Source organism: Paracoccus aurantiacus (assembly GCF_007993065.1).
GTDB lineage: Bacteria > Pseudomonadota > Alphaproteobacteria > Rhodobacterales > Rhodobacteraceae > Paracoccus > Paracoccus aurantiacus.
The window spans coordinates 456,353-480,517 of the sequence record NZ_VOPL01000002.1 but is presented as its reverse complement, the minus strand read 5'-3'; the positions used below and the strand labels follow the sequence as shown (position 1 = coordinate 480,517).

Genomic DNA, 24,165 nt, shown 5'->3' with positions numbered 1-24,165 from the left:
TTCCGAGTCAAACTTTTTCTGTTTACAACCATAAAACCCGTCTTGCGACAAGTCACCACGGTATCGGGTGGCACGCCTGAACATTGAAGCAACAGCATAGTCCCGGACCGCCCATGACAAACGACCCCTTTCGCCCTTTCGAAACCAGTCTGGACAAGGACGCCGCACTGGCCGTCCTGCGCGATGCCACGAACGGCGCCGATGACGGAGAGATTTTCGCCGAGCGCTCGCATGCCGAAACCCTTGTGTTCGACGATAACCGCCTTCGCGGCTCCAGCTATACGGCGAGTCAGGGTTTCGGGCTGCGCGCTGTCGCGGGCGAGGTAACGGGATATGCCCATTCGACCGAACTGACACTTACATCACTGCGTCGTGCGGCCGAGACTGTGCGCCTCGCGCTTGGCAATGGCGGGCGAGAGCTGGCCTTGCCGCCAACGGGTCCGGTCACGCAGCTTTACGCGCCCGTCGATCCGGCGGAAGGCATCGGCATCGCGCAGCGCATCGACCTTCTGCGCGAAATCGACGCCTATGCGCGCGCGAAGGACCCGCGCGTCGTTCAGGTCAGCGCCTCGATGTCGACCAGCCTGCAAGAGGTCGCGATTCTGCGTCCCGAAGGCGGGCTGGTAACCGATATCCGGCCCATGGCGCGGCTGAATGTCGCGGTCATCGTCGAAGATAACGCCCGGCGCGAAAGCGGCGGCGCAGGCGGCGGCGGGCGCATTCCGCTTGTCAGCCTTATCGAGCCCGCGCATTGGAAGGCGCAGGTCGATGAGGCGTTGCGCATCGCGCTGGTGAACCTTCGCGCCGAACCTGCGCCCGCGGGTGTCATGGACATCGTGCTCGGCCCCGGCTGGCCCGGAATTCTGCTGCACGAGGCCGTCGGTCACGGGCTGGAGGGGGATTTCAACCGAAAGGGCCACTCGGCATTTGCCGGCCTGATGGGTCAGCGCGTCGCTGCACCCGGCGTCACGGTAATCGACGACGGCACGATACCCGATCGTCGCGGCTCGATCAGCGTGGACGACGAAGGAACGCCGCCGGGCCGCAATGTGCTGATCGACGACGGGATTCTGGTCGGCTACCTTCAGGACCGTCAGAACGCGCGCCTGATGGGGGTGGAACCGACCGGAAACGGCCGCCGGGAAAGCTATGCCCATGCCCCGATGCCGCGCATGACGAATACCTTCATGCTGGGTGGGGATGTCGCACCCGACGCGATGGTCGCGGATCTGAAGGACGGTATCTATGCCGTCGGCTTCGGCGGCGGGCAGGTCGATATCACCAACGGAAAGTTCGTTTTTTCCTGCACGGAAGCCTACCGGGTCAGGAACGGCGTCATTCAGACGCCGATTCGCGGCGCGACCCTGATCGGCGACGGCGCGACCGCGCTTCAACAGATCAGGGCCATCGGCAACGACATGGCGCTTGATCCGGGCATGGGCACCTGTGGCAAGCAGGGGCAATGGGTTCCGGTGGGTGTCGGGTTGCCGACGCTGATGATCGGGGGCCTGACGGTCGGCGGCTCTGCCTCGCGCTGAGGCCTGCGCCCCGATCCTGGGACACGCAGATGACGGCGCATGAGTCAATCGCGCAGAAGTTGCAGGGCTCGCCGAAAAATCTCTTGCCCGCCGTTTCCGCTAACCAATTCTTAACCATTCCTCAGCGATAACAGCTTCGAATGAGGCGGAGAGGTCGATGAGGTTGCTGTCGTTCAACACCCCCCACACCCCACTCACCGCGAAGGATGACGATCTCAGCTTTCTCCGCCTCATTCGCTCTCGCCGGGTCGGACATGCGACATTTCATCGCATGATCGCCGAACATGGCGGTGTCGCTGCCGCACTGGACGCGCTTCCCGAAATCGCGCGACAGGCCGGCGTGAAGGATTACACAACCTGCACGGAAGCCGCGGCCTTTGCCGAACTGAAAGCGGGCCGCAAGGCGAATGCGCGTCTCGTTCGATGCGACCAGCACGAATACCCGGCATTGCTGAGACAGATTTCCGACGCGCCGCCCGTCATCTGGGTCAAGGGCAACCTGTCGGCGCTGAACCGGCCCATGATTGCGGTCATCGGGGCGCGCAACGCGTCCTCGCTGGGGTTGCGCATGGCACGCGGCATGGCAGGTGCGCTTTCCGAGATGGGGATTGGCATCGTCGCGGGCCTTGCACGGGGCATCGACACCGCAGCGCATGAGGCCAGCCTGAAGGCCGGAACCGTCGCGGTCATGGCGGGCGGCATAGACCAGATCTATCCGGCAGAGAACAGCGCACTGGCGGCAATGCTATGCGATCGTGGCTGCCTGCTGTCCGAACAGCCGCCGGGCCTTTCACCCGTGGCGCGCCATTTTCCGCTACGCAACCGCATCATTTCTGGCCTGTCGCATGGCGTCGTCGTGGTCGAGGCAGCGGTCAAATCCGGCAGCCTGATCACCGCGCGCGACGCGCTCGATCAGGGTCGAGAGGTGATGGCCGTGCCCGGCCACCCCGTCGATGGCCGCGCCGGTGGCTGCAACCAGCTTCTGCGCGACGGTGCGACGCTGGTGCGCAATGCAGAAGACGTGCTGCTGGCCCTGCCGCAGCTTCAGCAGGCTGTCGCAACGGGGGAAGGAACCCTCAGGAATTTTGCAGATGATGCGTTTCCGGCTGTCGCCCCCGGCAGGCCAAGCGCGAATATCACGGCGGCTGCGCAGGGCGATCTGCCCCTGCCGCATCGCGGGGCGAGCGTCGCGCAGGTCGATGCGCAGGTTCTTTCGCACCTGTCCCCTTCCCCAACCGAGGAAAATGCGCTTATCCGCGATACCGGGCTAAGCGCCGCAAATCTCGCCCCGGTGCTTTTGCGGCTTGAACTGTCGGGAAAACTGACGCGTCTGGCCGGCGGGCGTATCGCGCTTCTGTAACAGCCGCCTTCCCTGCCCCCTATTCGCGTGACGGCCGGTGACGCTTCGTCCCTTTTTCAGGGGATGCCTTTGCACAGCAACTAAAGCCGCCCGTTGACACGCCCGCCAACCGCCCCCATGTTCCCGGCCCTGATACGCCATGAGGTCCCGCATGCCAGTCGTCGTTGTCGAATCGCCGGCCAAAGCCAAGACGATCAACAAATATCTGGGCGACGATTACACCGTTCTCGCATCTTTCGGGCATGTCCGCGACCTGCCCCCGAAGGACGGATCGGTCGATCCCGACGCCGATTTCGACATGAAATGGGAAGTCGCGAGCGATTCGCGAAAGCACCTGAAGGCGATCCGCGATGCCTTGGCCAGCGATGACGCGCTGATCCTTGCGACCGACCCCGACCGCGAGGGCGAAGCGATTTCGTGGCACCTGCTGGAAGCCTTGGCCCCGGCGCTGAAGAAGGGCAAGCCGGTCAGCCGCGTCACCTTCAACGCGATCACCAAGAACGCCGTGACCGAGGCGATGGCCAACCCGCGAGAGATCGACCGCGATCTGGTCGACGCCTATCTTGCGCGGCGTGCGCTGGATTATCTGGTCGGCTTCAACCTGTCGCCGGTTCTGTGGCGCAAGCTGCCCGGCGCGAAATCGGCGGGCCGGGTGCAATCGGTGACGCTGCGCCTGATCGTCGAACGCGAGATGGAGATCGAGGCCTTCAAGCCACGCGAATACTGGTCGGTCCATGCGCGACTGGCCACACCATCGGGCGATGAATATGACGCCACGCTGGTCAGCCTTGCCGGCGACAAGCTGGAACGCTTCGACATCCCGACCGCCGAAAAGGCGCGGCTGGCGCTTTCGGCCATTGATGCGCGCGATCTGACGGTCAGCAGCGTCACCTCGAAGCCCGCAAGCCGCAATCCGTGGCCCCCTTTCATGACCTCGACCCTGCAGCAGGAGGCCAGCCGCAAGCTGGGCCTCGGCGCGCGGGCCTGCATGTCAACGGCGCAGCGCCTGTATGAAGCCGGGCTGATCACCTATATGCGGACCGACGGAATCGACATGGCGCCCGAGGCTGTGATGTCCGCGCGCGATGCGATCAAGGCGAAATTCGGCGCGAACTACCTGCCGAAATCGCCCCGCATGTACAAGAACAAGGCCAAGAACGCACAAGAAGCGCATGAATGTATCCGCCCCACGGATATGTCCTTGTCGCCCGACAAGCTGCGGATTTCGGAAAAGGATCAGCGCGCGCTTTACGACCTGATCTGGAAACGCACCATCGCCAGCCAGATGGAAGCCGCCCGGATGGAGCGCACGACAGTCGAAATCGGCAGCCAGGATGGGCAGGTCGGTTTGCGCGCGACCGGGCAGGTCATGGTCTTTGACGGCTTTCTGGCGGTCTACGATCAGGGCCGTGACGATGACGAGGATGAGGACGGAAACCGCCTGCCCGTGATCCGGGAAGGCGAGCCCGCGAAGAAGATCGCCGCCTTCGCCGCCGAGGACGGCGTGCTGGTCGACGACCACAGGACAGCGGCCGCGCGCCAGCATTTCACCCAGCCTCCGCCCCGCTATACCGAGGCGACTCTGGTCAAGCGCATGGAGGAATTGGGCATTGGCCGGCCGTCGACCTATGCCAGTATCGTGACGACCATTCAGGATCGCGATTATGTCAGGAAGGACAAGAACCGCCTGATTCCAGAAGACAAGGGGCGGCTCGTCACGGCGTTCCTGGTCAAATATTTCCCGCGCTATGTCTCGTATGATTTCACCGCGAATATGGAGACAGAACTGGACGACATCAGTTCCGGCAATCGCGCATACCGCGAGGTTCTGCGGCGTTTCTGGCGCGACTTTACCGAGGCGCTCAGCGGGACCTCCGACCTTCGCATCGGCGAGGTGCTGGAAGCCATCGACGACGCGCTTGCGCCGCACCTTTACCCTCCGCGCGAGGATGGTGGCGATCCGCGTGAATGCCCGCTGTGTCATCAGGGCCGCCTGAACCTGAAAACCGCCCGGTCCGGCGGCGCCTTTATCGGATGTTCGCGGTATCCGGAATGCCGTTTCACCCGCCCGCTTTCCGCCCCCGATGGCGATGAGGCGGTGGGCGACCGCGTGCTGGGCGACGACGACGGACAGGCGATCAGCCTGAAAAACGGCCGCTTCGGACCTTATGTCCAGCGGGGCGAGGCAACCGACGATATACCGAAACCGCCCCGCGCCAGCATCCCGAAGGGCTGGGACGCGAATTCTGTCGATCTTGAGCAGGCACTTAAACTGCTGGCCCTTCCGCGCGCGATCGGCAACCACCCCGAGGATGGCGAACTGGTCGAGGCCGGGATTGGCCGCTATGGCCCCTACGTCAAGCATGGCAAGAAATACGCCAACCTGCCCGATGTGGACGAGGTTTTCACCATCGGCATGAACCGCGCGGTGGAGGTTCTGGCTGCGAAACCGACACGCGGACGTGCCGCCGCGGCCGCGCCCCTGAAAGAGCTGGGCGACCACCCGGATGGCGGCGCGATCTCTGTGATGAATGGCCGTTATGGGCCTTACGTCAAATGGGAAAAGGTCAATGCGACGCTGCCGCGTGATCTGGAACCTGCCGACGTGACGCTTGAAAAGGCGCTGGAACTGATCGCAGCGAAAGCCGCCAAATCCCCGAAGAAGGGTGCGAAAAAGGCTGCCGCGAAACCTGCTGCGAAAAAGGCGAGTGCCAAGAAAGCGACCGCGAAGAAGCCTGCTGCGAAAAAGACCACCGCCAAAAAGACCGCGAAAAAGGACACGCCGGAATAGGACAGGCGACGCAGTTGCGCCATAACCTCTCTGCGCAAGCTGAGCTTTTCGCGTCTTCGGGCGCGGGCTATTATGGCGGTGTCTGCTTATCGGGGTCCGAATGATCCGCGTCCGCGTCACGAAAACCGTCGGCTCTACCCCGCGCGAGGTGGGGGCAGAGATGATCGTGACGACCGGCACCACCACCGGCACGATTGGCGGCGGCAGGCTGGAACTCGACGCGATCGCGAAGGCACGTGAGATGATCGCCTCGGGCGCGGAGCGGGCCGAGATGCTGGTCACGCTCGGTCCCGAAAGCGGGCAGTGCTGTGGCGGACGGGTTCAGCTTGCGCTTGACCGCCTGCCCGCATCCGACACGCCCGAACAGCCGCAGGTGATGATCTTCGGGGCTGGTCATGTCGGGCGGGCGCTGGCGCAAATCCTGTCTGCCCTGCCCTTCGACGTGATCCTGATCGACAGCCGACCAGAAGAACTGAACCGATCAACCCTGACAGAAAACCGTCTGACGCCGCTTCCCGAAACCGAAATTCGCGCCGCACGGCCCGGCGCGGCCTTCGTCATCCTGACCCATGACCACGGGCTTGATTTTCTGCTCGCCGCCGAAGCTCTGAAACGCGGCGACGCTGCCTATGTCGGTTTGATTGGCAGCGCCACCAAACGTGCCCGCTTCCTGCGCGAGGCGCGCGCGGCAGGTATCGACGCCTCAGCCCTGACCTGCCCCATCGGCGCGGGCTTTTCTGCCGACAAGCGGCCAGAGATCATTGCTGCCTTTACCGCAGCAGAGATCGCCGGAAAGCTGACTGCTACCGCTACCGCCGATTGACACGGCGTCACCCCCTTGCGACAAAACCGCAACCATTCCGGAGGAAGTGATGAAGAAAGTCTATCCCGACGCGGATGCGGCGCTTGACGGCCTGCTGTTTGACGGCATGCATATCGCCGCAGGTGGCTTCGGCCTGTGCGGCATTCCCGAACTGCTGATCGACGCGCTTGTGAAAAGCGGCGTGAAGGACCTGACCATCGCCAGCAACAACTGCGGCGTTGACGGGTTCGGGCTTGGCAAGCTGCTGGACACCAAGCAGATCAAGAAGATGCAGTCGTCCTATGTCGGCGAGAATGCCGAATTCATGCGCCAGTATCTGAGCGGAGAGCTGGAGCTGGAATTCAACCCGCAGGGCACGCTGGCCGAACGCATGCGCGCGGGCGGTGCGGGCATCCCCGGCTTCTATACCAAGACCGGCGTCGGCACCGTGATTGCGGACGGCAAGGAAGTGAAGCAATTCAATGGCGAGGATTATATCCTTGAAGAAGGCATCTTCGCCGACCTGTCCATCGTCAAGGCGTGGAAGGCCGACGACACCGGCAACCTGATCTTCCGCAAGACCGCCCGCAACTTCAACCCGCCCGCCGCCATGTGCGGCAAGGTCTGCGTGGCCGAGGTCGAGGAGATCGTCCCGCGCGGCAGCATCGACCCCGACCTGATCCACCTGCCGGGTATCTATGTCCACCGGGTCATTCAGGGCGAACACGAAAAGCGCATCGAACAGCGCACCACCCGCAAGCGTGAGGAGGCCTGAGATGCCCTGGGACCGCAATCAAATGGCCGCCCGCGCGGCGCAGGAACTTGAAGACGGCATGTATGTGAACCTCGGCATCGGAATCCCGACGCTGGTGGCGAACTATGTCGGCGACAAGGACATCACGCTGCAATCGGAAAACGGGATGCTGGGCATGGGCCCCTTCCCGTTCGAGGGCGAGGAAGACCCTGACCTGATCAATGCCGGCAAGCAGACGATCACCGAACTGTCGCGCACGTCCTATTTCGACAGCGCCACCAGCTTCGGCATGATCCGCGGCGGCAAGATCGCGGCGGCGATCCTTGGTGCGATGGAGGTGGCCGAAAACGGCGATCTGGCGAACTGGATGATCCCGGGCAAGCTGGTCAAGGGTATGGGCGGCGCGATGGATCTGGTCGCAGGCGTGGGCCGTGTGGTCGTGGTCATGGACCACACCAACAAGCACGGCGAATCGAAGGTGCTGAAGGAATGCACCCTGCCGTTGACCGGGCGAGGTGTCGTGGACCGCATAATCACCAATCTGGGCGTGCTGGACGTGGTCGATGGCGGGCTGAAGATTGTCGAGCTTGCCGATGGCGTGACCGAGGAAGAATTCCGCGCCGCGACCGAGGCAACGCTGGTCTGATCGGGCATTCTAGTGCGAAAAAGGGGCCGTGCGGCCCCTTTTTTCATGGCGAATGCACCGCGTGACGGAATTGTAATGATCGGCCAGCCGGCCTAATAGGGCTGTTGCAACGAATGCTGATCTGATGCGCAACCCATTAAAACTGCTGGAACATCTGAACATCCGCGCGCTTGGTCCGGTGGCGTCGGTCCCGGCTGCCGAGGCGTTGCGGGCAAGTCTTGGCGCGTTCGTGGGGCTGACGGTGACGGCGGTTGTGGCCTTCGTCGTCTCGCCCGACCGCTGGCTTGCGCTGTATCTGATAGCGCCCTTCGGGGCGACGGCGGTCCTGGTATTTGCTGCGCCGAACAGCCCGCTTGCCCAGCCTTGGCCGGCGATTGTCGGTAATACCGCCTCGGCGCTGACGGCGATCCTGCTGTGCCGGGTGCTTCCCGATCCACTGATCAGCGTGCCGTTGGCGGTGGGGCTCGCCATCGCTGTCATGGCGGCCCTGCGCGCCACCCATCCGCCCGGCGGCGCGGTCGCCATGACCGTAGCGCTTGGCGCCGACCGCATCTTGCCTTCTGGCTTCGGCTTTGCGCTGCTGCCCGTCGCCGCCGGCACGATCATCCTTGTGGCGACTGCTGCCATCTATGCCCAGTTGACCGGCAGGCGCTATCCACTGCGTCAGTTCGGCGAGGTGAACCCGCAAGGCACCCACGACCCCGCACCCGTCGAACGTCTGGGACTGACCGAGGACGAACTGACCGAAATCCTGTCGCGCTATCGCCAGTCGCTGAACCTTGGGGTCGAAGATCTGGCCCGCCTGATCGGCGCGGCCGAGATGCAGGCGGCAAGCCACATGGCGGGCCCGCAGACCGCACAGGCGATCATGTCGCGCGATCTGGTCACGGTCGCCCCCGATACGGACATTGAGGAAATCGCCGCGCTGTTCCTGCGCCACGGCTTCACGTCGCTGCCGGTGGTGGACGCGGACGGTCGCTTTTTGGGCGTGATCTTCCAACTGCAGATCATTGCTGCGGCATTTCCCGGTCACGAGTTGACGGCAGGCCACCCACCGCCTCTGGCGGTGTCCGGGGCGGCGAGAGCCGCGGACATCATGGACCCGAGCCCGCCAAGCGCAGGCCCAGAGACGCCGCTGGCAGCGCTGCTGCCGCAACTGGCGGGCAGCGTTGATGCGGTGCCCATCCTCGATGCCGGGCGAATTGTGGGGGTAGTGACGCAGACCGACCTTATCGCGGCGCTGGCGCGGGAAAGCCTGCGCGGCGACTGATCTAGGCCGTGCCTTTTTCTGTGACGATCAGATCCAACGCCACATCATGCGGCTGCGGATAGATCGTGCGCAGACCCGCCGCCGCAAGCCCGATCCCGATGGCATAGGGACGAGGTGTCATTGACGCCAGAGTCCGGTCGTAAAAGCCGCCGCCATAGCCCATCCGAAAGCGCGCGCGGTCCCAGCCGACAAGCGGGGCAAGCACGATCTGCGGTGCCAGCACCTGATCGGTCGCGGGTTCAGGGATGTTCCAGCGCCCGGCGCGCATCGGCGCATCGGGTGACCAGGGCCGAAAGACCAGCGGTGCATCGGGCGCTGTCACCACCGGCAGGGCAACCCTGATCCCGTGGCTCGCCTGCCGCGCCATCCAGTCGCGCAGATCGACCTCTGCCCGGATCGGCCAGTAGGCCGCCACGACCATGCCTTCTGCGCCCCCGAAACGATCCTTCAGAACCCTGTCCAGATGCACCGCAACCGCGGCATCCATATCGGCCCTTTGGGCATTCGTCAGAACCTCGCGTTCAGCCAGCAGCCGCGCCCGTTCGGCCTTGCGCCAGCGCGCGGCGTCCCGCGCCGCAGCCTCGTCCACGGCGAGCGGGTCGAAATAGTCAGGCGCGACCTCTCCTGCCATGCAGGCAGGCGAGGCAAAGTCGCGCGGTGGGTTCTCGTCTGGCATGGTCCGGCTTGAGGCTGCTATCATTCGCTGCAATGCTGCGCCTTCACGGCAATATTTGGCAAGGGGGCAGCATGGCTGACGTGATCCGCAACGGTGACGATTTCACGGTCGAGGCGAAGGTCATCGCTGACGGGCTGGACCTGCCCGAACATGCCATTGCACGAGGCATGTCCAACGGCGCGATCACCACCCGCTTCGAGCGCGGAGAGGGCGAGGACGAAGGCCGGTTCCGGCTGTCCTTCTTCCATCGCGAAAGGGTGCTGCGGCTGACCGTGGATGCAAGCGGCAATATCCTCAGCCGGGCACGGTTTGACCGCAAGAAGGGGTGATACGCGCTTAGCGGGACCCGAACGAGAAAGGCCCGCCAGTCCGGCGGGCCTTCTTTAATCAATGGAGTCGTCAGGTCACGCCATGCGCGAAGCGACGTTTTCCCAGTTCACCAGCTTGTTCAGGAAATTTTCCAGATATTTCGGCCGCGCGTTGCGGAAGTCGATGTAATAGGAATGTTCCCACACATCACAGCCAAGCAGCGCGGTCTGGCCGTTTACCAGCGGGTTCACGCCGTTCTCGGTCTTGGTGATTTCCAGGCTGCCATCCTTGTTCTGGACAAGCCATGCCCAGCCCGAGCCGAACTGACCGGCACCGGCCTCGGAAAACTTCTTCTTGAATTCATCGACCGAGCCGAAGCTGTCGACAATCGCCTTTTCAAGCTTTTCAGGCATCGCCCCGGGGTTCGGACCCATCATTTCCCAGAACTGGCTGTGGTTCCAGTGCTGGCTCGCATTGTTGAAGATGCCGTTCTGCGCGACCGCGCCCTTTTCATAGGTGCCGGTGACGATGTCTTCCAGCGACTTGCCTTCCCATTCGGTCCCGGCGACCAGCTCGTTCAGCTTGTCGACATAGGCCTTGTGGTGCTTGTCGTGGTGAAATTCCAGCGTCTCCTTCGACATGCCGCCATCGGCGAGCGCGTCATGGGCATAAGGAAGATCGGGAAGCGTGAAGGCCATGGGTTCATTCCTTTCTCTGGGGCAGGCCCGGTGCCTGCCCGGCTATGGTCACCCAAGAAACGCGGGCCTTGCGGCGCAAGTTCCGCGCGGGTTCCGGGGCAGGCTTAACACACGGCCTGCAAAAGAAAAAAGCCCCGAAGCGCGGCTTCGGGGCTTTCCTTCAGCTTCGGCTGGCGATCAGTTCGCCGGCGCCGGGGCATCCGCTGCCGGGGCATCGGCCGCAGGTGCGTCAGCGGCAGGGGCGTCAGCAGCCGGGGCCGGGTTTTCGACGGTGACAACAGCGTCGCCACCGGCATCGCCGTCCGCGACCGGCGCATCGCCGCCGCTCATCAGCCAGAAAATGACGATGACGGCCACAACCAGCGCGCCAACGATGAAATACAGGTTGTTGTTGCTGCTACGGACTTCGTTTGCCATGGAAAATCTTCTCCGAGTTGGGTGTCGTGTGACGTGGACAATGCTTAGACTGGTATATTGATCCGCATTATTGATCAATCTGCGACATTGTGGTGCATGAAAGCCACGCATCGCGTCGGCTCAGCGGGGTTTTGCCGGCCGCACAAACGGCCTATCTAGAGCGCATCGAAAAGGAGCGCCGATGTTCTGGCTGTTCGCCTCTGCCCTGACCTTGCTTGTCGCCACCGCGATCCTGTGGCCGTTTCTGCACGGAGCCATGAAAGATGCCGAGCCTGCGGCGGCCTATGACCTGCGCGTTTACCGCGATCAGCTTGCAGAGGTCGATCGCGACCTGTCGCGTGGCATCATCGAACCCGCCGAGGCCGAACGCCTTCGCACCGAGATCGGGCGGAAGGTGCTTGATGCTGACAAAGCCGTCGCGCGCAGCGCGCTGCGACCGGGCGCGGCGGGAAAACACACCGCCTTTGCCGTCCTGACCCTGCTGGCGCTGATCGCCGCGGGGGCTGCGCTTTATCTGTACGCGGGATCGCCGGGCATTCCCGATATGCCGCTTTCCAGCCGTATTGAGTCGGCCGAGGCGCGCTATGCTTCGCGTCCCAGTCAGGCAGAGGCCGTGGCGCGGGTGAGCGAGCTTGCCCCAACGGAACGTCCGCTGCCCGATCAACAGTATCAGGATCTGATGCGGCAGCTGCGCGACGCAGTCAGCGAGCGCCCGGACGATCCGCAGGGGCTGTCGCTGCTGGCCCGGAACGAGGCGCGTCTGGGAAATCTGGCCGAAGCGCAGGCGGCGCAGACGCATCTGATCGAAGTCTTGGGCGACAAGGCTGCGGGTGAGGAACATGCGTTCCTTGCCGGCATCATGACAGAGGCTGCGGGCGGGCTGATAACGCCAGAGGCAGAGGCAGAGATCGCGCGCGCGCTTCGTCTTGATCCGCAAAATCCGCAGGCGCGCTATATGACAGGGCTGTTGCAGGCCCAGAACGGTCGGCCCGACCGCGCCTTTCCCGTCTGGGCATCGCTTCTGGCCGACAGCCCACCCGATTCCCCCTGGGCCGTCGCGATCCGAAAGGTGATCGGCGAAATTGCGTGGCTGGCGGGCCGACCCGATTATACGCCACCTGCCGCGCGCCTGCCCGACGAAGGCCCGCCCATGCCGGGTCCCGATGCCGACACCATGGCCGCCGCCGCCGAAATGTCACCGGATGAGCAGAACGAGCTCGTTCGCGGTATGGTCAGTCAGCTTGAGGCGCGTCTGGGCACCGAGGGCGGCACGCCCGAGGAATGGGCGCGGCTGATCTCCTCTCTTGGCGTGTTGGGCGAGACAGATCACGCGCGCGAAATCTATTCTGAGGCGCAGCAGCATTTCGCCGACGCGCCCGAGGCCATGTCGGCAATAGCCGATGCGGCACGCAAGGCCGGGGTCGCCGAATGATACATGAAGATGTCGCCGATTTTGCCGCTGCCCTTCCCCGCGCTGGCGCAATCGCGGGCCTCGACCTCGGGACGAAGACCATCGGGGTGGCGGTCAGCGACGGGCTTCGGCAGGTGGCATCGCCCATCACAGTCATCCGTCGAGAGAAATTCACGAAGGATGCCGAGGCCCTGCTGAAAATCACAAGCGAGCGTGGCCTGGCCGGCATCGTGCTGGGACTGCCGCGCAACATGGACGGCAGCGAAGGCCCCCGCGCCCAATCCACCCGCGCCTTCGCCCGCAACCTGTCGCGCCTGACCGAACTGCCCATCACGTTCTGGGACGAGCGCCTGTCAACAGTCGCCGCCGAACGCGCGTTGCTGGAGGCGGATACCTCACGCAAACGTCGAGCGGAGGTCATAGATCAGGTGGCGGCGGGCTACATTCTGCAGGGGGCGCTGGATCGGTTGCGGTTTTTGGGGTGAGCAGAGGGCAGCGCCCCGCGTCCGCACGGTTACTTCTTGGGCAATAATGGCAGCGTAGATTCCATGTTGACCGGTGCTGCTGCCCGCCCGAAGGTCTGCTTGGCTTCTAGATGAGTTTGACTTTTGAAGGCATCTGGATAGGTTCGAGCGACCAGAAACAGGTTAGGTCGGTGCGGTTGGCCCGGCCCCCGCGAGAGCGGGTCCTTTCGCGCATCGACGGTTCGGTGGTTGCGTCCCATGGTCCAAGCGTCCGCGCATGTCGCGTGGGCGAGTTGAAAGGACACGGATATGCAACAGCAAGTCGCCGTTATAACGCTCGGAACTTCTGATCTTGAAAGGTCGAAGTCTTTTTACCGTGAGGGATTTGGCTGGACGCCAGTTTTCGAGAATGAAGAAATTGCATTCTATCAGATGAACGGCTTCGTCTTCGGCACCTGGCTCAAAGCTTCGCTCGAAGACGACACACAGGCAAAAAGCATGGCCGCTCCGGGTGCCTTTACACTCGCGCATAACGTTCAAGAGGAGAGCGACGTGAAGCCAGTCATTGAAAGGCTCGTTTTCCACGGCGCTTCGCTTCTTCGCGAGGCCGATGCTCCGCCGCAAGGCGGGCTACGAGGATACATTTCGGACCCGGACGGCCATATTTGGGAGATTGCCTGGAACCCCGACTGGCCAATGGACGAGAAGGGACACGTGACGTTCGCTTCGTAACTGGTAGCGGGTCTGATCGCGTGAAATACACTCACGATCAGACCCGGACGCTTTCGACGTGGACCTTCGAAAACCCCAAAAAGGTGTCCGCTTCGTCCCGCAAACCTGCGGAACGAAGCTCACCCCCTGAAATGGTCATAGATCTTCTGGGCCAGCCCCTCGCTGATGCCATCGACCGCCATCAGATCCGCCACGGCTGCCCCACTGACCGCCTTCGCAGACCCGAAATGCGCCAGCAGCGCGCGTTTGCGCGACGTACCGACACCGGCAATCTCGTCCAGCGGGGTCGCGGACACGGCCTTGGCCCGCTTGGCACGATGGGTGCCGATGGCCCAACGATGGGCCTCGTCCCGCAGGCGCTGGATGAAGTAAAGGACTGGGTCATTCATGCGCAGCGCGAAGGGGCGCTGACCGAAGCGGTGGAATTCTTCCTTGCCGTGGTCGCGGTCCTGTCCCTTGGCGACGCCGATCATGGGGATGTCCTCGACGCCCAGCTCGGCCATGATCTCGTGGACGGCGCTGACTTGTCCCGCGCCCCCGTCGATCAGCAGCAGGTCGGGCCATGCTTCGCTTTCCCTGTCAGGGTCTTCTTTCAAAAGGCGGGTGAAGCGGCGGGTCAGGACCTCTTTCATCATGCCGAAATCGTCGCCGGGGGTGATTTCGGTCCCCTTGATATTGAACTTGCGATACTGGCTTTTGACCCAGCCTTCCGGGCCGGCCACGACCATGCCGCCGACAGCGCTGGTGCCCATGATGTGGCTGTTGTCATAAACCTCGATCCGGCGCGGGGGACCGGGAAGGTTGAAAGCATCGGCCAGCCCTTCCAGCAGGCGCAACTGGGTGGCGCTTTCGGACATGCGGCGCGCCAGACTTTCGCGGGCGTTGCGCAGCGCGTTTTCCACCATCTCGGCCTTCTCGCCACGTTGGGGAACGCCCAGCACAACCTTGCGCCCGGCCTTTTCGGACAGTGCGTCGCGCATCAGGTCCATATCCTCGACCCCATGCGACAGCAGCACCATGCGCGGAGGCACCTTGTTGTCGTAAAACTGCATCAGGAAAGCCTGCATCACCTCATCAGGCGATTCCGCGCCGCCCAGCCGAGGGTAGAAGTCGCGGTTCCCCCAGCTTTGATTGCCGCGGATGAAAAAGACCTGTACGCAGGCCTGCCCGCCATCCATGTGCAGCGCCACGATATCCGCCTCTGCAATTCCGCGCGGGTTGATCGCTTGCACCGATTGCACCGCCGTCAGCGCCTTGATCCGGTCGCGCAGCGCGGCGGCACGTTCATATTCCATCGCCTCTGACGCAGCCGTCATATCCGCCGCCAGATCGGCCTGAATCTTGGTCGAGCGGCCTTTCAGAAAAAGTTCTGCATCATTCACCAGCGCGTTATAGTCCGCCTCGTCGATCTTGCCGACGCAGGGAGCACTGCAGCGCTTGATCTGGTACAGAAGGCACGGCCGCGTCCGGCTTTCGAACACCGCATCGGTGCAGTTGCGCAGCAGGAATACGCGCTGCAACTGGTTCAGCGTCCGGTTGACCGCGCCCGCGCCCGCGAAGGGGCCGTAATAGTCGCCCTTTTCGGATTTCGCACCGCGATGCTTCTTGATCTGCGGGAAGGCGTGGCTTTTCGCGACAAGGATATTCGGGAAGCTTTTGTCATCACGCAGCAGCACGTTATAGCGCGGCTTAAGCTGCTTTATGAGGTTCTGTTCCAGCAGCAGCGCCTCGGTCTCGGTGCGCGTGGTCAGGAACATCATCGAATGCGTTTCGCGGATCATCCGCGCGATGCGGCCGGTATGGCCCTGCCCGCGCGCATAGCTCGACACCCGCGCCTTCAGGTTTCGTGCCTTGCCGACATACAGAACGTCGCCCTTTTCACCCAGCATGCGGTAAACGCCGGGCGAACTGTCGAGCGTCTTGAGGTAGTCGGCGATAAGCGCCTGGCCGACCATTTTTGGCGGGGATTCGGTCATGTCACTACAGATGGGTGATTCTGGGGGGCGGCTGCAAGTTCCGAGACGTGAAGGCAAGCGAAATACTGTCCACGAAATCTGTGGATAACTCTGTGGGTGAGATACGGCGCCGGGCCGTTTCGCTTACAAATCATGTAATTTCGCAGAGTTGCTTAATTATTAGGCAATACATCAGTGCATTGATTTCTAACAATATTTTACCTGATCCCGACAAGGGCCTGAAAAACAAGACGGATTTTTTACGAAACCGTTACCTTCTGCGGCAAGGTGGACAAAATGCGGCAGCGCGGCGTGAGAGAGGCAGTTTTGCCCTGCCGCCAGCACCCATCACCACGTGAGATGCTGCCCTCCGTCAACGCAGATAAGCTGTCCAGTCACCGCTTTTGCGTTCAGCAGATATAACAATGCCTGGGCGATATCGTCAGGGTCGGCACCGCGCCCAAGAATGGTCGACGCACGCTCTTGCGCGAACTGCGCCGGGGATTGAGCAGCGCCTTGCAGCGTCGGTCCCGGGCCGATCGCGTTCACGCGGATCGCCGGGGCAAGGGCCTGTGCCAGCATCCGCGTCATTTCCCAAAGACCGGACTTGGCGATGGAATAGGTCAGATACTCCGGTGCGGGCTTCAGAACGCGCTGATCGACCATGTTTACGATCAGTCCGCTGGCAAGGGGCTCTGCGCCGGAAGACCCGACCGCGCCGATCTGCGCCGCGAACGCTTGCGACAGAATGAAGGGCGCACGCAGGTTCGATCCGAGGTTTTGATCCCAACTCAGCCGCGAGGCGCTGCCAACATCGTCATATTCAAAGATCGAAGCGTTATTGACCAGCACCGAAAGCGGCCCCATGCGTCGCGCCGCATCCGGCAGCAGACGCTCGGTCGCGTCCAGATCAAGCAGATCGGCACAGAAGACTTCGGCGTTGACGCCAAGGCGCCGTGCCGCGGTTGCCGTTTCCTCTGCCTCTGCTCTCGACCGGTTGCAGTGGATCGCGATATCCAGCCCCTCGGCCGCAAGCGCCAGCGCCATTGCCCGGCCAAGACGACGCGCGGCCCCGGTGACGAGCGCGACGCTCATGCCAGAAGCCAGACCGTATAAGCCATGTAAACGGCCAATAGTGCCGCGCCTGCGATCCTGCCGATGGCGATATGGCGCAGCAGGAACGGTCCCAGCAGAAGCGTCGTCGCCAGCATGAACCACAAGTCAAAGCGCAGCATCTCGACCGGGACGTCCAGCGGGCCAAAGAACGCGGTCACGCCCATGATCGCGAGAATATTGAAAAGATTCGAGCCGATCACGTTCCCAAGCGCCATATCGGCCCGCCCGCGCAGCGCCGACGCGACTGAGGCCGCAAGCTCTGGCAACGAGGTTCCGATGGCAACCAGCGTCAGACCGATCACCGCATCGCTGATCCCGAAGCCGCGCGCAATATCGCTTGCGCCGGTCACAAGAATTTTCGCACCTATCGGCAATGCGACAAGGCCGATCGCCAGCCAGATCGCAATACTGGCTGGCGCTGCATGGTCATCGTGAAGCTCTGGCGTGTCGCTGACGCCTTGGCGGGCGCGGCTGACTTGCAGGAACAGTGTTACGGCGAGGGCGGTCAGAAGGATCATGCCGTGCCACCAGATCAGCGGGCCGGCGAAGCACAGAAGGATCAGCAGGACCGATGCGAGCACAGCGTAGATCCAGCTCGTCTTCAGTTCGTTATCATGGCTCAGCACGGGGGCGATGACCGCTGTCGCGCCAAGGATGACCAGAACATTCGCGATATTCGAGCCGACGACATTGCCAAGCGCGATGCCGGGCTGTCCACCCAGCGCCGCAGCAACCGAAACGATCAGCTCTGGTGCCGAGGTACCGAAGGCCAGAACAGTCAGGCCGACAATCACCGGCGCAATGCCAAGCCGAAGCGCCAGTGCGACCGCGCCACGCACAAGAAAGTCGCCACCGACGACCAGAAGGGCCAGACCGGCGAGGATTAACAGAATATCAACGATCACGGCGCGGCCACCCCAACAGCTTGGCAAGGAATCGCCGGAAGCCCGGCCCGGAAAACAGAGCAAGCGCGATGAACGCCAGCAGGATGACCAGCACGCCCTTTATCACGACCCGAACCTTTGGAACGCTGCTCGCTCATCGACCGCGGCGAGAATATCGTCCGCCGCGTCTCCGGCAGAAATGCCGAAACGGCGCAGGAATGGTGTCCGGGTGCCAAAGCTTTGAAAGCGGATGTCGTCACCGAACAGGCTTCGCATTTTCGGGGCAAGATGAGCGATCCCGTCGATCAGGCCAAGTTCGTGCGCGCGACCGGCCAACCAGAACTCGCCCGTGAAGGTTTCTTCGGCCCCTGACAGCTTCTGGCCGCGACGCGTTTCAACCTGCGCGATGAAGATGCGGTGCATGTCGTCCAGCAGCTTTTGCAGGCGTGCGACATCCTCGGGCTTTTCCGGACGGAACATGTCCAGTTGCGACTTCGAGCGCCCCGCCGTGTGGACGCGCCGCTCGATCCCGTGGCGCGCGATGAAATCCTGAAGACCGAAACTGCCTGAAATGACGCCGATCGAGCCGACGACCGAACATTCGTCAGCCCAGATATGATCGGCGGCAGAGGCCAGCCAGTATCCGCCCGATGCGGCGACATCCTCGACAAAGGCGTGAACCGGAATGTCATGCTTCTCGGCCAGCCTGCGGATGCGAGAGGCGATCAGCGAGGACTGCACGGGCGAACCACCCGGAGAGTTGATCGCCAGCGCGACCGCTTTCGGTTTGCCCTTGGTGAACGCCTTTTCCAGCGCAGGCGCCAACGAGGCATCATTAAGCCCGCCGGTGCCACCGCGGCCGGAAATTCCAATAGCGCCTTGCAGGCGAACGACGCTGACGCGCGGAGCGCGGTTCAGAAACGGTATTTTCATGCGCATGAGATAGGCGCAGCACCGGCGGTGGGCAAGCGTGGCGCGTTGCAATCGGACAGAATGCGCATCATATAAGTGGCCGAACCGATGCGGGGGAATGGATGACCTATCTCGATTTCGAAAAGCCGCTTGCCGATATTGAAGGCAAGGCCGAGGAATTGCGCGCCATGGGCCAGAAAGGCGAAGGCGTCGATGTCGAGAAGGAAGCCGCAGCGCTGGATAAGAAGGCGGGCGCGCTGCTGAAGGATATTTACGGCACGCTCGACCCCTGGCGGAAGACTCAGGTCGCCCGCCACCCGGAGCGCCCGCATTGCAGCGACTATATCAGCGCGTTGTTCACTGAATACACACCTCTGGCGGGGGACCGCGCCTTTGGCGACGATCATGCCGTCATGGGCGGTCTAGCTCGCTTCAACGACGCGCCTTGCGTGGTGATCGGCCATGAAAAAGGCAACGATACGAAGTCGCGGATCGAGCATAATTTCGGCATGGCCCGACCCGAAGGTTATCGCAAGGCGATCCGGCTGATGGATATGGCGGACCGGTTCAATTTGCCTGTGGTGACATTGGTCGACACGCCCGGCGCATATCCCGGCAAGGGCGCCGAAGAGCGCGGGCAGAGCGAGGCCATTGCGCGATCAACCGAAAAATGCCTTCAGATCGGCGTGCCGCTGGTGTCGGTCATCATAGGTGAAGGCGGCTCGGGCGGCGCGGTGGCTTTCGCGACCGCCAACCGCATCATCATGCTGGAGCACTCGATCTATTCGGTGATTTCGCCGGAAGGCTGTGCCTCGATCCTTTGGAAGGATGCCGAGAAGATGCGCGAGGCCGCCGAGGCGCTGCGCCTGACTGCGCAGGATCTGAAAAAGCTTGGCGTGATCGATTCGATTGTGACCGAACCGCTGGGAGGTGCCCAACGTGACCCGAAGGCCGCGATGGATGCTGTTGGCAAGCAGATCGCCGCCTCGCTGAAAGAGCTCTCGGGGCTGAAGCGCGCCGAGCTTGTAAAGGACCGCAGGCAGAAATTCCTGGATATGGGCAAGAAGGGCCTCGGCTGAAAAGTCGTAAAGCATGCTCCAAGGCCGTCGCATTCGCGGCGGCCTTTTCTTTTGCCGACACCCGCTTGACTCACCCATCACCATCGGGTTATGGATTATTCATAACCAAATGGTGATAAGTAATGCCGTCATCAGCCGATGCCATTTTCAAAGCCCTGAGCGATCCGACACGGCGGGCAATATTCGAACGACTTTGCCGTGAAGGCCCTGCCCCTGTCAGCCGTTTAACCGAAGGCGCAGGGATCTCGCAGCCTGCGGTTTCCAAACATCTGGCCATTCTGAAGCGCGCGGATCTGGTTGCAGGTCGCGAACAGGGTCGGATGACACAATACTCCGCCCGCCCGGACGCATTGGCTGTGCTGGCTGACTGGACGGTCGAGATGCAACATTTCTGGAATGCGCGCCTCGACCGCCTCGATGACTTGCTGAAAAGGATGGATCAATGACCGATAAACGCAACGCCGAGGCGGATGGCTCGGAAACCCGCAGCGTCGTGATCGAACGAAGCTATCCCTATCCGCCTGACCGCTTGTGGCGCGCGCTGACCCGGCCGGAGCTGCTGTCGGAATGGCTTATGCAGACCGACTTCACAGATGCGCCCGGCGGGCAGTTCCGTTTCACCGCAGACTGGGGCGGCGTGGATTGCACTTTGCTGACATTCGAACCGCAGCACCGGCTGAGCTATAGCTGGGGCGACGGGACGCTGGACACGATTGTGACATGGACGCTGACGCCCACCGCCGCGGGCACCGATCTGCGAATGGAACAATCCGGCTTCCGCACGGACCAGCCACGTTACTATGGCGGTGCGAAGGCTGGCTGGCCGCAGTTCTTCGATAACCTTGAAACACTGCTCGGCACCGGAAGGGATCTCTGACATGTCCCGCCTGATCCGCCAGTTTCATCGCTGGGTTTCAATCTTCTTCACGCTGACGGTTCTTGGCAACTTCGCCGCCATGGCTGTCGGCACAGTTCCGCAATGGCTGACCTACCTGCCCCTGCTGCCTCTGTTCCTGTTGTTGTTCTCGGGGCTGTATCTGTTCACCCTGCCCTATTTCGGCAAGCGGCGCGCAGGATGAAAACACCTTTCGATCCGCAGGTGCTGCTTGACCGGGCACTGATGGCAAACCTTGCGACGCTGGCAGAAGACGGCGCGCCTTGCAACGCGCCGGTCTGGTATCTTTGGGAGGACGGCGCGCTGTGGATGCTGGGGCATGAGGGCGCGAGCAGCGTCAGGCGGCTTGGCCGGGACGGGCGCTGTGCGGTCGAGATCGTGGATTTCGACAGTTCCGCCGGCATTCTGCTGCATTGTGGATTGCGCGGAACCGCGACGATCGAACCCAATGACGTCCCGCTGTTCCATCGGTTGCTACGCAAATATCTTGGCCCCGAGGACGGCTGGAACGACTGGTTCATCGACAATATCGCGGCAATCGAATCCCCGACAAGTCGGATGATACGTCTGGTCCCCGCTTCCGTCTTCACCAACAACGTCTCGTTCTTCCGCACCGGCCCGGAACTCGCCTTTCCATAGCCGAAGAGCGCCTTGCCACGATGACAAATCCAAATGCGCGGCGCCGCCTTGCCAAGCTGGGCTTCGCCGACTAGATAGGCGCGTCCGCAATTGAAAGGCCCGAGCCTTGGAAAACGTCGTCCTGACCGTCCACCTGATTCTTGCCCTGCTGCTGATCGGAATCGTGCTTCTGCAACGCTCCGAAGGCGGTGGGCTCGGCATGGGCGGTGGTGGCGGCGGCGGCGTCATGACCGGCCGGCAGGCTGCCAATGCGCTGTCTCGTCTGACCTGGATTCTCGCGGCCGGGTTTCTCGTGACCTCGATCACGCTGACCGTCATCGCTGCGCGCAACGTATCCGGCGCGTCGGTGCTTGACCAACTTGGCGTCGGCCAACCCGTCGAAAGCAGCGATGAGGCCCCGGCACTTCCGACCTATACGCCGCCGCCCGGCGTCGGTGCCCCGGTCGCCCCGCCTGCACCCGAGACTGCGCCCGCAGCGGCGACTGATGCTGCACCGGCAGAGGCCGCCACGACCACCCCACCCGCGGCTGAAGCGCCCGCCGAAACCGGCACAGCGGGCAGCACGGTCGAGCCTGCGGCACCGGCCCCGGCGACTGCTGCACCCGAGGCGTCGGTTCCGGCGACACCTCCGGCTGCCGACGCGCCTGCGACCCCGCCTGCGGCGAACTGAACTCAATAACTTGGGGGCGCGGGTTTCGCGCCCACGACAACTTGCGGTCCGCGTTGCGGCCACGGGATAATTCGGTTATATGTTTCCTCCCGTGAACGGCGCTATTCGCGACCGCGTAAATGACTGATTCGGAATCACGGGGGCCCCTTGGCGCGTTACATCTTCATCACCGGCGGCGTGGTTTCTTCTTTGGGCAAGGGCCTTGCATCGGCGGCCCTTGGCGCGCTGCTGCAGGCACGCGGATTCACCGTGCGCCTGCGCAAGCTGGACCCCTATCTGAATGTCGATCCCGGCACCATGTCGCCCTTCGAACATGGCGAAGTATTCGTGACCGATGACGGTGCGGAAACCGATCTGGATCTTGGTCACTACGAACGCTTCACCGGCGTCCATGCCCGCAAGACGGATTCGATCTCGTCCGGGCGGATCTATTCCAACGTGCTGGAGAAAGAGCGTCGCGGCGAATATCTTGGCAAGACCATTCAAGTCATTCCCCATGTGACCAATGAAATCAAAGATTTCCTTGCCATTGGCGATGACGAGGTCGATTTCATGCTGTGCGAGATCGGCGGGACAGTTGGTGATATCGAGGGCCTGCCCTTCTTCGAGGCCATCCGCCAGTTCACCCATGAACGCCCGCGCGGCGAATGCATTCTGATGCACCTGACCCTGCTGCCCTATCTCGCGGCCTCGGGCGAATTGAAGACCAAGCCTACACAGCACAGCGTCAAGGAATTGCAATCCATCGGCCTTGCCCCCGATGTGCTGGTCTGCCGATCCGAACATCCCATCCCGGAAAAGGAACGCGCCAAGATCGCGCTGTTCTGTAACGTGCGCCCCGATGCCGTCATTCCGGCCTATGACCTGAAATCCATCTATGAAGCCCCGCTCGCCTATCACCGGGCGGGCCTCGATCAGGCGGTGCTGAACGCCTTCCAGATCAGCCCGGCGCCGCGACCGGACCTCAGCCGCTGGGAGGAGGTCATGGACCGTCTGACCAATACCGACGGCACCGTGAAGATCGCGATCGTCGGCAAATATACCCAGCTTGAAGATGCCTATAAGTCCATTGCCGAGGCGCTGACCCATGGCGGCATGGCCAACCGGGTCCGCGTCAAGTCCGACTGGATCGCGGCCGAGGATATCGAAGCCGAGGGCGGGCAGCACCTGTTGGACGGCTATCACGGCATCATCGTGCCCGGCGGGTTCGGCGAACGCGGAACCGAGGGCATGATTACCGCCGCGAAATATGCCCGCGAAAAGAACGTCCCCTATCTGGGCATCTGCCTTGGCATGCAGATGGCCGTGATCGAGGCTGCCCGCAATCTGGCTGGCATCGAAGATGCCGGGTCCGAGGAATTCGATCACGAGGCCGGCAAGGAACGCTTCACCCCCATCGTCTATCACCTGAAGGAATGGGTGCAGGGCAATTACACCGTTCAGCGCAAGCTTTCGGACGACAAGGGCGGCACGATGCGTCTCGGCGCCTATACCGCCGTGCTTAAGCCCGGATCGCGCATCTCGGAGACCTATGACGGCGCGGTGGAGATCGAGGACCGTCACCGCCACCGTTACGAGGTGGACAGCACCTATATTCCCAGCCTTGAAGAAGCGGGGCTGTCCTTCTCGGGCATGTCGCCCGACGGCAAGCTGCCCGAGGCGGTCGAATATCCGGACCATCGCTGGTTCATCGGCGTGCAGGCACATCCCGAGCTGAAGTCGAAGCCCTTCGACCCCGCACCGCTGTTCGACGGCTTCGTCGAAGCTGCAAAAGAAGGCGCGAGACTGGTCTGACGCGTCCTCGCCGCGCGGACGATGTTCCGTGCGGCGCCGAGCGCGTTTCAAGAACGACAAGCGGGAACAGATTCGCTTGGTCGGGATCGCAACGCAGGCCGATTCTCGGCGGGCTTGACGACCCTCTCCTCTGACGTAGCCGTGATGATCTGAGGCGCGGGCGCCTACCGACATCGAAGATGCTTTCGGTGCCCGAGCCTATAAGTCAACTGCAACGGTGCCGTGCAGCATCTCTTGGGGCAACGTCTGCACATTCCGAGAATGTTCCTTGCCCCGACCCCACTCTCCGGATGTTGAAATCGACGCTGAAGAGCCGCCAACGCTCACCGGCGACAATGCAAAACGCCCGATTG

At 62.7% G+C, this 24,165-nt stretch carries 25 protein-coding genes; 18 read left to right on the top strand and 7 right to left on the bottom strand.

The window, feature by feature from the left end:
* Positions 1-113: 113 nt before the first annotated feature.
* The 7 genes from tldD to FQV27_RS07795 all read left to right on the top strand — a co-directional run bounded on the left by tldD (position 114) and on the right by FQV27_RS07795 (position 9,161).
* The gene (gene tldD / locus FQV27_RS07825; protein WP_147097289.1) at positions 114-1,538 is read left to right on the top strand and encodes a metalloprotease TldD; all 1,425 of its coding nucleotides are present in this window, start codon (positions 114-116) and stop codon (positions 1,536-1,538) included.
* Between the two features lie 157 nt (positions 1,539-1,695).
* Positions 1,696-2,898, top strand: coding sequence for a DNA-processing protein DprA (gene dprA / locus FQV27_RS07820; protein ID WP_147097288.1), 1,203 nt, complete (start codon positions 1,696-1,698; stop codon positions 2,896-2,898).
* 151 nt (positions 2,899-3,049) lie between these two features.
* Positions 3,050-5,689, top strand: a complete 2,640-nt coding sequence (gene topA, locus FQV27_RS07815; protein ID WP_147097287.1) for a type I DNA topoisomerase — start codon at positions 3,050-3,052, stop codon at positions 5,687-5,689.
* Positions 5,690-5,789: 100 nt separating this feature from the next.
* The gene (xdhC, locus tag FQV27_RS07810; RefSeq protein WP_147097286.1) at positions 5,790-6,512 is read left to right on the top strand and encodes a xanthine dehydrogenase accessory protein XdhC; all 723 of its coding nucleotides are present in this window, start codon (positions 5,790-5,792) and stop codon (positions 6,510-6,512) included.
* A gap of 49 nt (positions 6,513-6,561) precedes the next feature.
* Entirely contained in the window at positions 6,562-7,266 is a 705-nt protein-coding gene (locus FQV27_RS07805; protein ID WP_147097285.1) for a CoA transferase subunit A, read from the top strand.
* A 1-nt stretch (position 7,267) separates the two neighbouring features.
* The gene (locus tag FQV27_RS07800) at positions 7,268-7,891 is read left to right on the top strand and encodes a 3-oxoacid CoA-transferase subunit B (protein ID WP_147097284.1); all 624 of its coding nucleotides are present in this window, start codon (positions 7,268-7,270) and stop codon (positions 7,889-7,891) included.
* A 124-nt stretch (positions 7,892-8,015) separates the two neighbouring features.
* Positions 8,016-9,161, top strand: a complete 1,146-nt coding sequence (locus tag FQV27_RS07795) for an HPP family protein (protein ID WP_147097283.1) — start codon at positions 8,016-8,018, stop codon at positions 9,159-9,161.
* A 1-nt stretch (position 9,162) separates the two neighbouring features.
* Here FQV27_RS07795 and FQV27_RS07790 read toward each other — a convergent pair whose 3' ends face one another.
* On the bottom strand, positions 9,163-9,837 hold the full coding sequence (locus FQV27_RS07790; RefSeq protein ID WP_246133033.1) for a 5-formyltetrahydrofolate cyclo-ligase: 675 nt from the start codon (positions 9,835-9,837) through the stop codon (positions 9,163-9,165).
* A 71-nt stretch (positions 9,838-9,908) separates the two neighbouring features.
* Here FQV27_RS07790 and FQV27_RS07785 point away from each other — a divergent pair, with 71 nt between their 5' ends.
* Positions 9,909-10,166, top strand: a complete 258-nt coding sequence (locus FQV27_RS07785; protein WP_147097282.1) for a DUF6522 family protein — start codon at positions 9,909-9,911, stop codon at positions 10,164-10,166.
* Positions 10,167-10,241: 75 nt separating this feature from the next.
* Here FQV27_RS07785 and FQV27_RS07780 read toward each other — a convergent pair whose 3' ends face one another.
* Together FQV27_RS07780 and FQV27_RS18845 are read right to left on the bottom strand one after the other, a co-directional pair.
* On the bottom strand, positions 10,242-10,844 hold the full coding sequence (locus FQV27_RS07780) for a superoxide dismutase (RefSeq protein ID WP_147097281.1): 603 nt from the start codon (positions 10,842-10,844) through the stop codon (positions 10,242-10,244).
* Positions 10,845-11,021: 177 nt separating this feature from the next.
* On the bottom strand, positions 11,022-11,261 hold the full coding sequence (locus tag FQV27_RS18845; RefSeq protein ID WP_186827253.1) for a hypothetical protein: 240 nt from the start codon (positions 11,259-11,261) through the stop codon (positions 11,022-11,024).
* Positions 11,262-11,442: 181 nt separating this feature from the next.
* Between FQV27_RS18845 and ccmI the strand changes: the two genes are divergently transcribed.
* The 3 genes from ccmI to FQV27_RS07760 all read left to right on the top strand — a co-directional run bounded on the left by ccmI (position 11,443) and on the right by FQV27_RS07760 (position 13,868).
* A complete protein-coding gene (ccmI, locus tag FQV27_RS07770; RefSeq protein ID WP_147097280.1) occupies positions 11,443-12,693 on the top strand; it encodes a c-type cytochrome biogenesis protein CcmI in 1,251 nt (416 codons plus the stop codon).
* On the top strand, positions 12,690-13,157 hold the full coding sequence (gene ruvX / locus FQV27_RS07765) for a Holliday junction resolvase RuvX (RefSeq protein ID WP_147097279.1): 468 nt from the start codon (positions 12,690-12,692) through the stop codon (positions 13,155-13,157). Before ccmI ends, ruvX begins: the two co-directional genes overlap by 4 nt.
* A 288-nt stretch (positions 13,158-13,445) precedes the next feature.
* Positions 13,446-13,868 (top strand): VOC family protein, encoded by a 423-nt coding sequence (locus FQV27_RS07760; protein ID WP_147097278.1) that lies wholly within the window; start codon positions 13,446-13,448, stop codon positions 13,866-13,868.
* Positions 13,869-13,987: 119 nt separating this feature from the next.
* Here the strand turns inward: FQV27_RS07760 and uvrC are convergent, their stop codons facing one another.
* From uvrC to FQV27_RS07740, 4 genes are all read right to left on the bottom strand, one after another.
* The gene (gene uvrC, locus FQV27_RS07755) at positions 13,988-15,844 is read right to left on the bottom strand and encodes an excinuclease ABC subunit UvrC (protein WP_147097277.1); all 1,857 of its coding nucleotides are present in this window, start codon (positions 15,842-15,844) and stop codon (positions 13,988-13,990) included.
* Positions 15,845-16,171: 327 nt separating this feature from the next.
* Entirely contained in the window at positions 16,172-16,918 is a 747-nt protein-coding gene (locus tag FQV27_RS07750; RefSeq protein ID WP_147097276.1) for an SDR family oxidoreductase, read from the bottom strand.
* On the bottom strand, positions 16,915-17,844 hold the full coding sequence (locus FQV27_RS07745) for a calcium/sodium antiporter (RefSeq protein WP_342779879.1): 930 nt from the start codon (positions 17,842-17,844) through the stop codon (positions 16,915-16,917). Before FQV27_RS07745 ends, FQV27_RS07750 begins: the two co-directional genes overlap by 4 nt.
* Positions 17,845-17,946: 102 nt before the next feature.
* Entirely contained in the window at positions 17,947-18,762 is an 816-nt protein-coding gene (locus FQV27_RS07740; protein ID WP_147097275.1) for a S49 family peptidase, read from the bottom strand.
* Positions 18,763-18,857: 95 nt separating this feature from the next.
* Here FQV27_RS07740 and FQV27_RS07735 point away from each other — a divergent pair, with 95 nt between their 5' ends.
* The 7 genes from FQV27_RS07735 to FQV27_RS07705 all read left to right on the top strand — a co-directional run bounded on the left by FQV27_RS07735 (position 18,858) and on the right by FQV27_RS07705 (position 23,812).
* Entirely contained in the window at positions 18,858-19,814 is a 957-nt protein-coding gene (locus FQV27_RS07735; RefSeq protein WP_147097274.1) for an acetyl-CoA carboxylase carboxyltransferase subunit alpha, read from the top strand.
* Between the two features lie 122 nt (positions 19,815-19,936).
* The gene (locus FQV27_RS19270; RefSeq protein ID WP_147097273.1) at positions 19,937-20,260 is read left to right on the top strand and encodes an ArsR/SmtB family transcription factor; all 324 of its coding nucleotides are present in this window, start codon (positions 19,937-19,939) and stop codon (positions 20,258-20,260) included.
* The gene (locus tag FQV27_RS07725) at positions 20,257-20,691 is read left to right on the top strand and encodes an SRPBCC family protein (RefSeq protein ID WP_147097272.1); all 435 of its coding nucleotides are present in this window, start codon (positions 20,257-20,259) and stop codon (positions 20,689-20,691) included. Before FQV27_RS19270 ends, FQV27_RS07725 begins: the two co-directional genes overlap by 4 nt.
* Before the next feature lies 1 nt (position 20,692).
* Positions 20,693-20,893, top strand: a complete 201-nt coding sequence (locus FQV27_RS07720; RefSeq protein WP_147097271.1) for a hypothetical protein — start codon at positions 20,693-20,695, stop codon at positions 20,891-20,893.
* A complete protein-coding gene (locus FQV27_RS07715) occupies positions 20,890-21,348 on the top strand; it encodes a pyridoxamine 5'-phosphate oxidase family protein (protein WP_147097270.1) in 459 nt (152 codons plus the stop codon). The genes FQV27_RS07720 and FQV27_RS07715 overlap by 4 nt, the downstream gene beginning before the upstream one ends.
* Before the next feature lie 106 nt (positions 21,349-21,454).
* Positions 21,455-22,018 carry a preprotein translocase subunit SecG gene (gene secG, locus FQV27_RS07710; protein WP_147097269.1) on the top strand — a complete coding sequence of 188 codons (564 nt, stop codon included), beginning with the start codon at positions 21,455-21,457 and terminating at the stop codon, positions 22,016-22,018.
* Positions 22,019-22,165: 147 nt separating this feature from the next.
* Positions 22,166-23,812 (top strand): CTP synthase, encoded by a 1,647-nt coding sequence (locus FQV27_RS07705; RefSeq protein WP_147097268.1) that lies wholly within the window; start codon positions 22,166-22,168, stop codon positions 23,810-23,812.
* Positions 23,813-24,165: the final 353 nt, after the last annotated feature.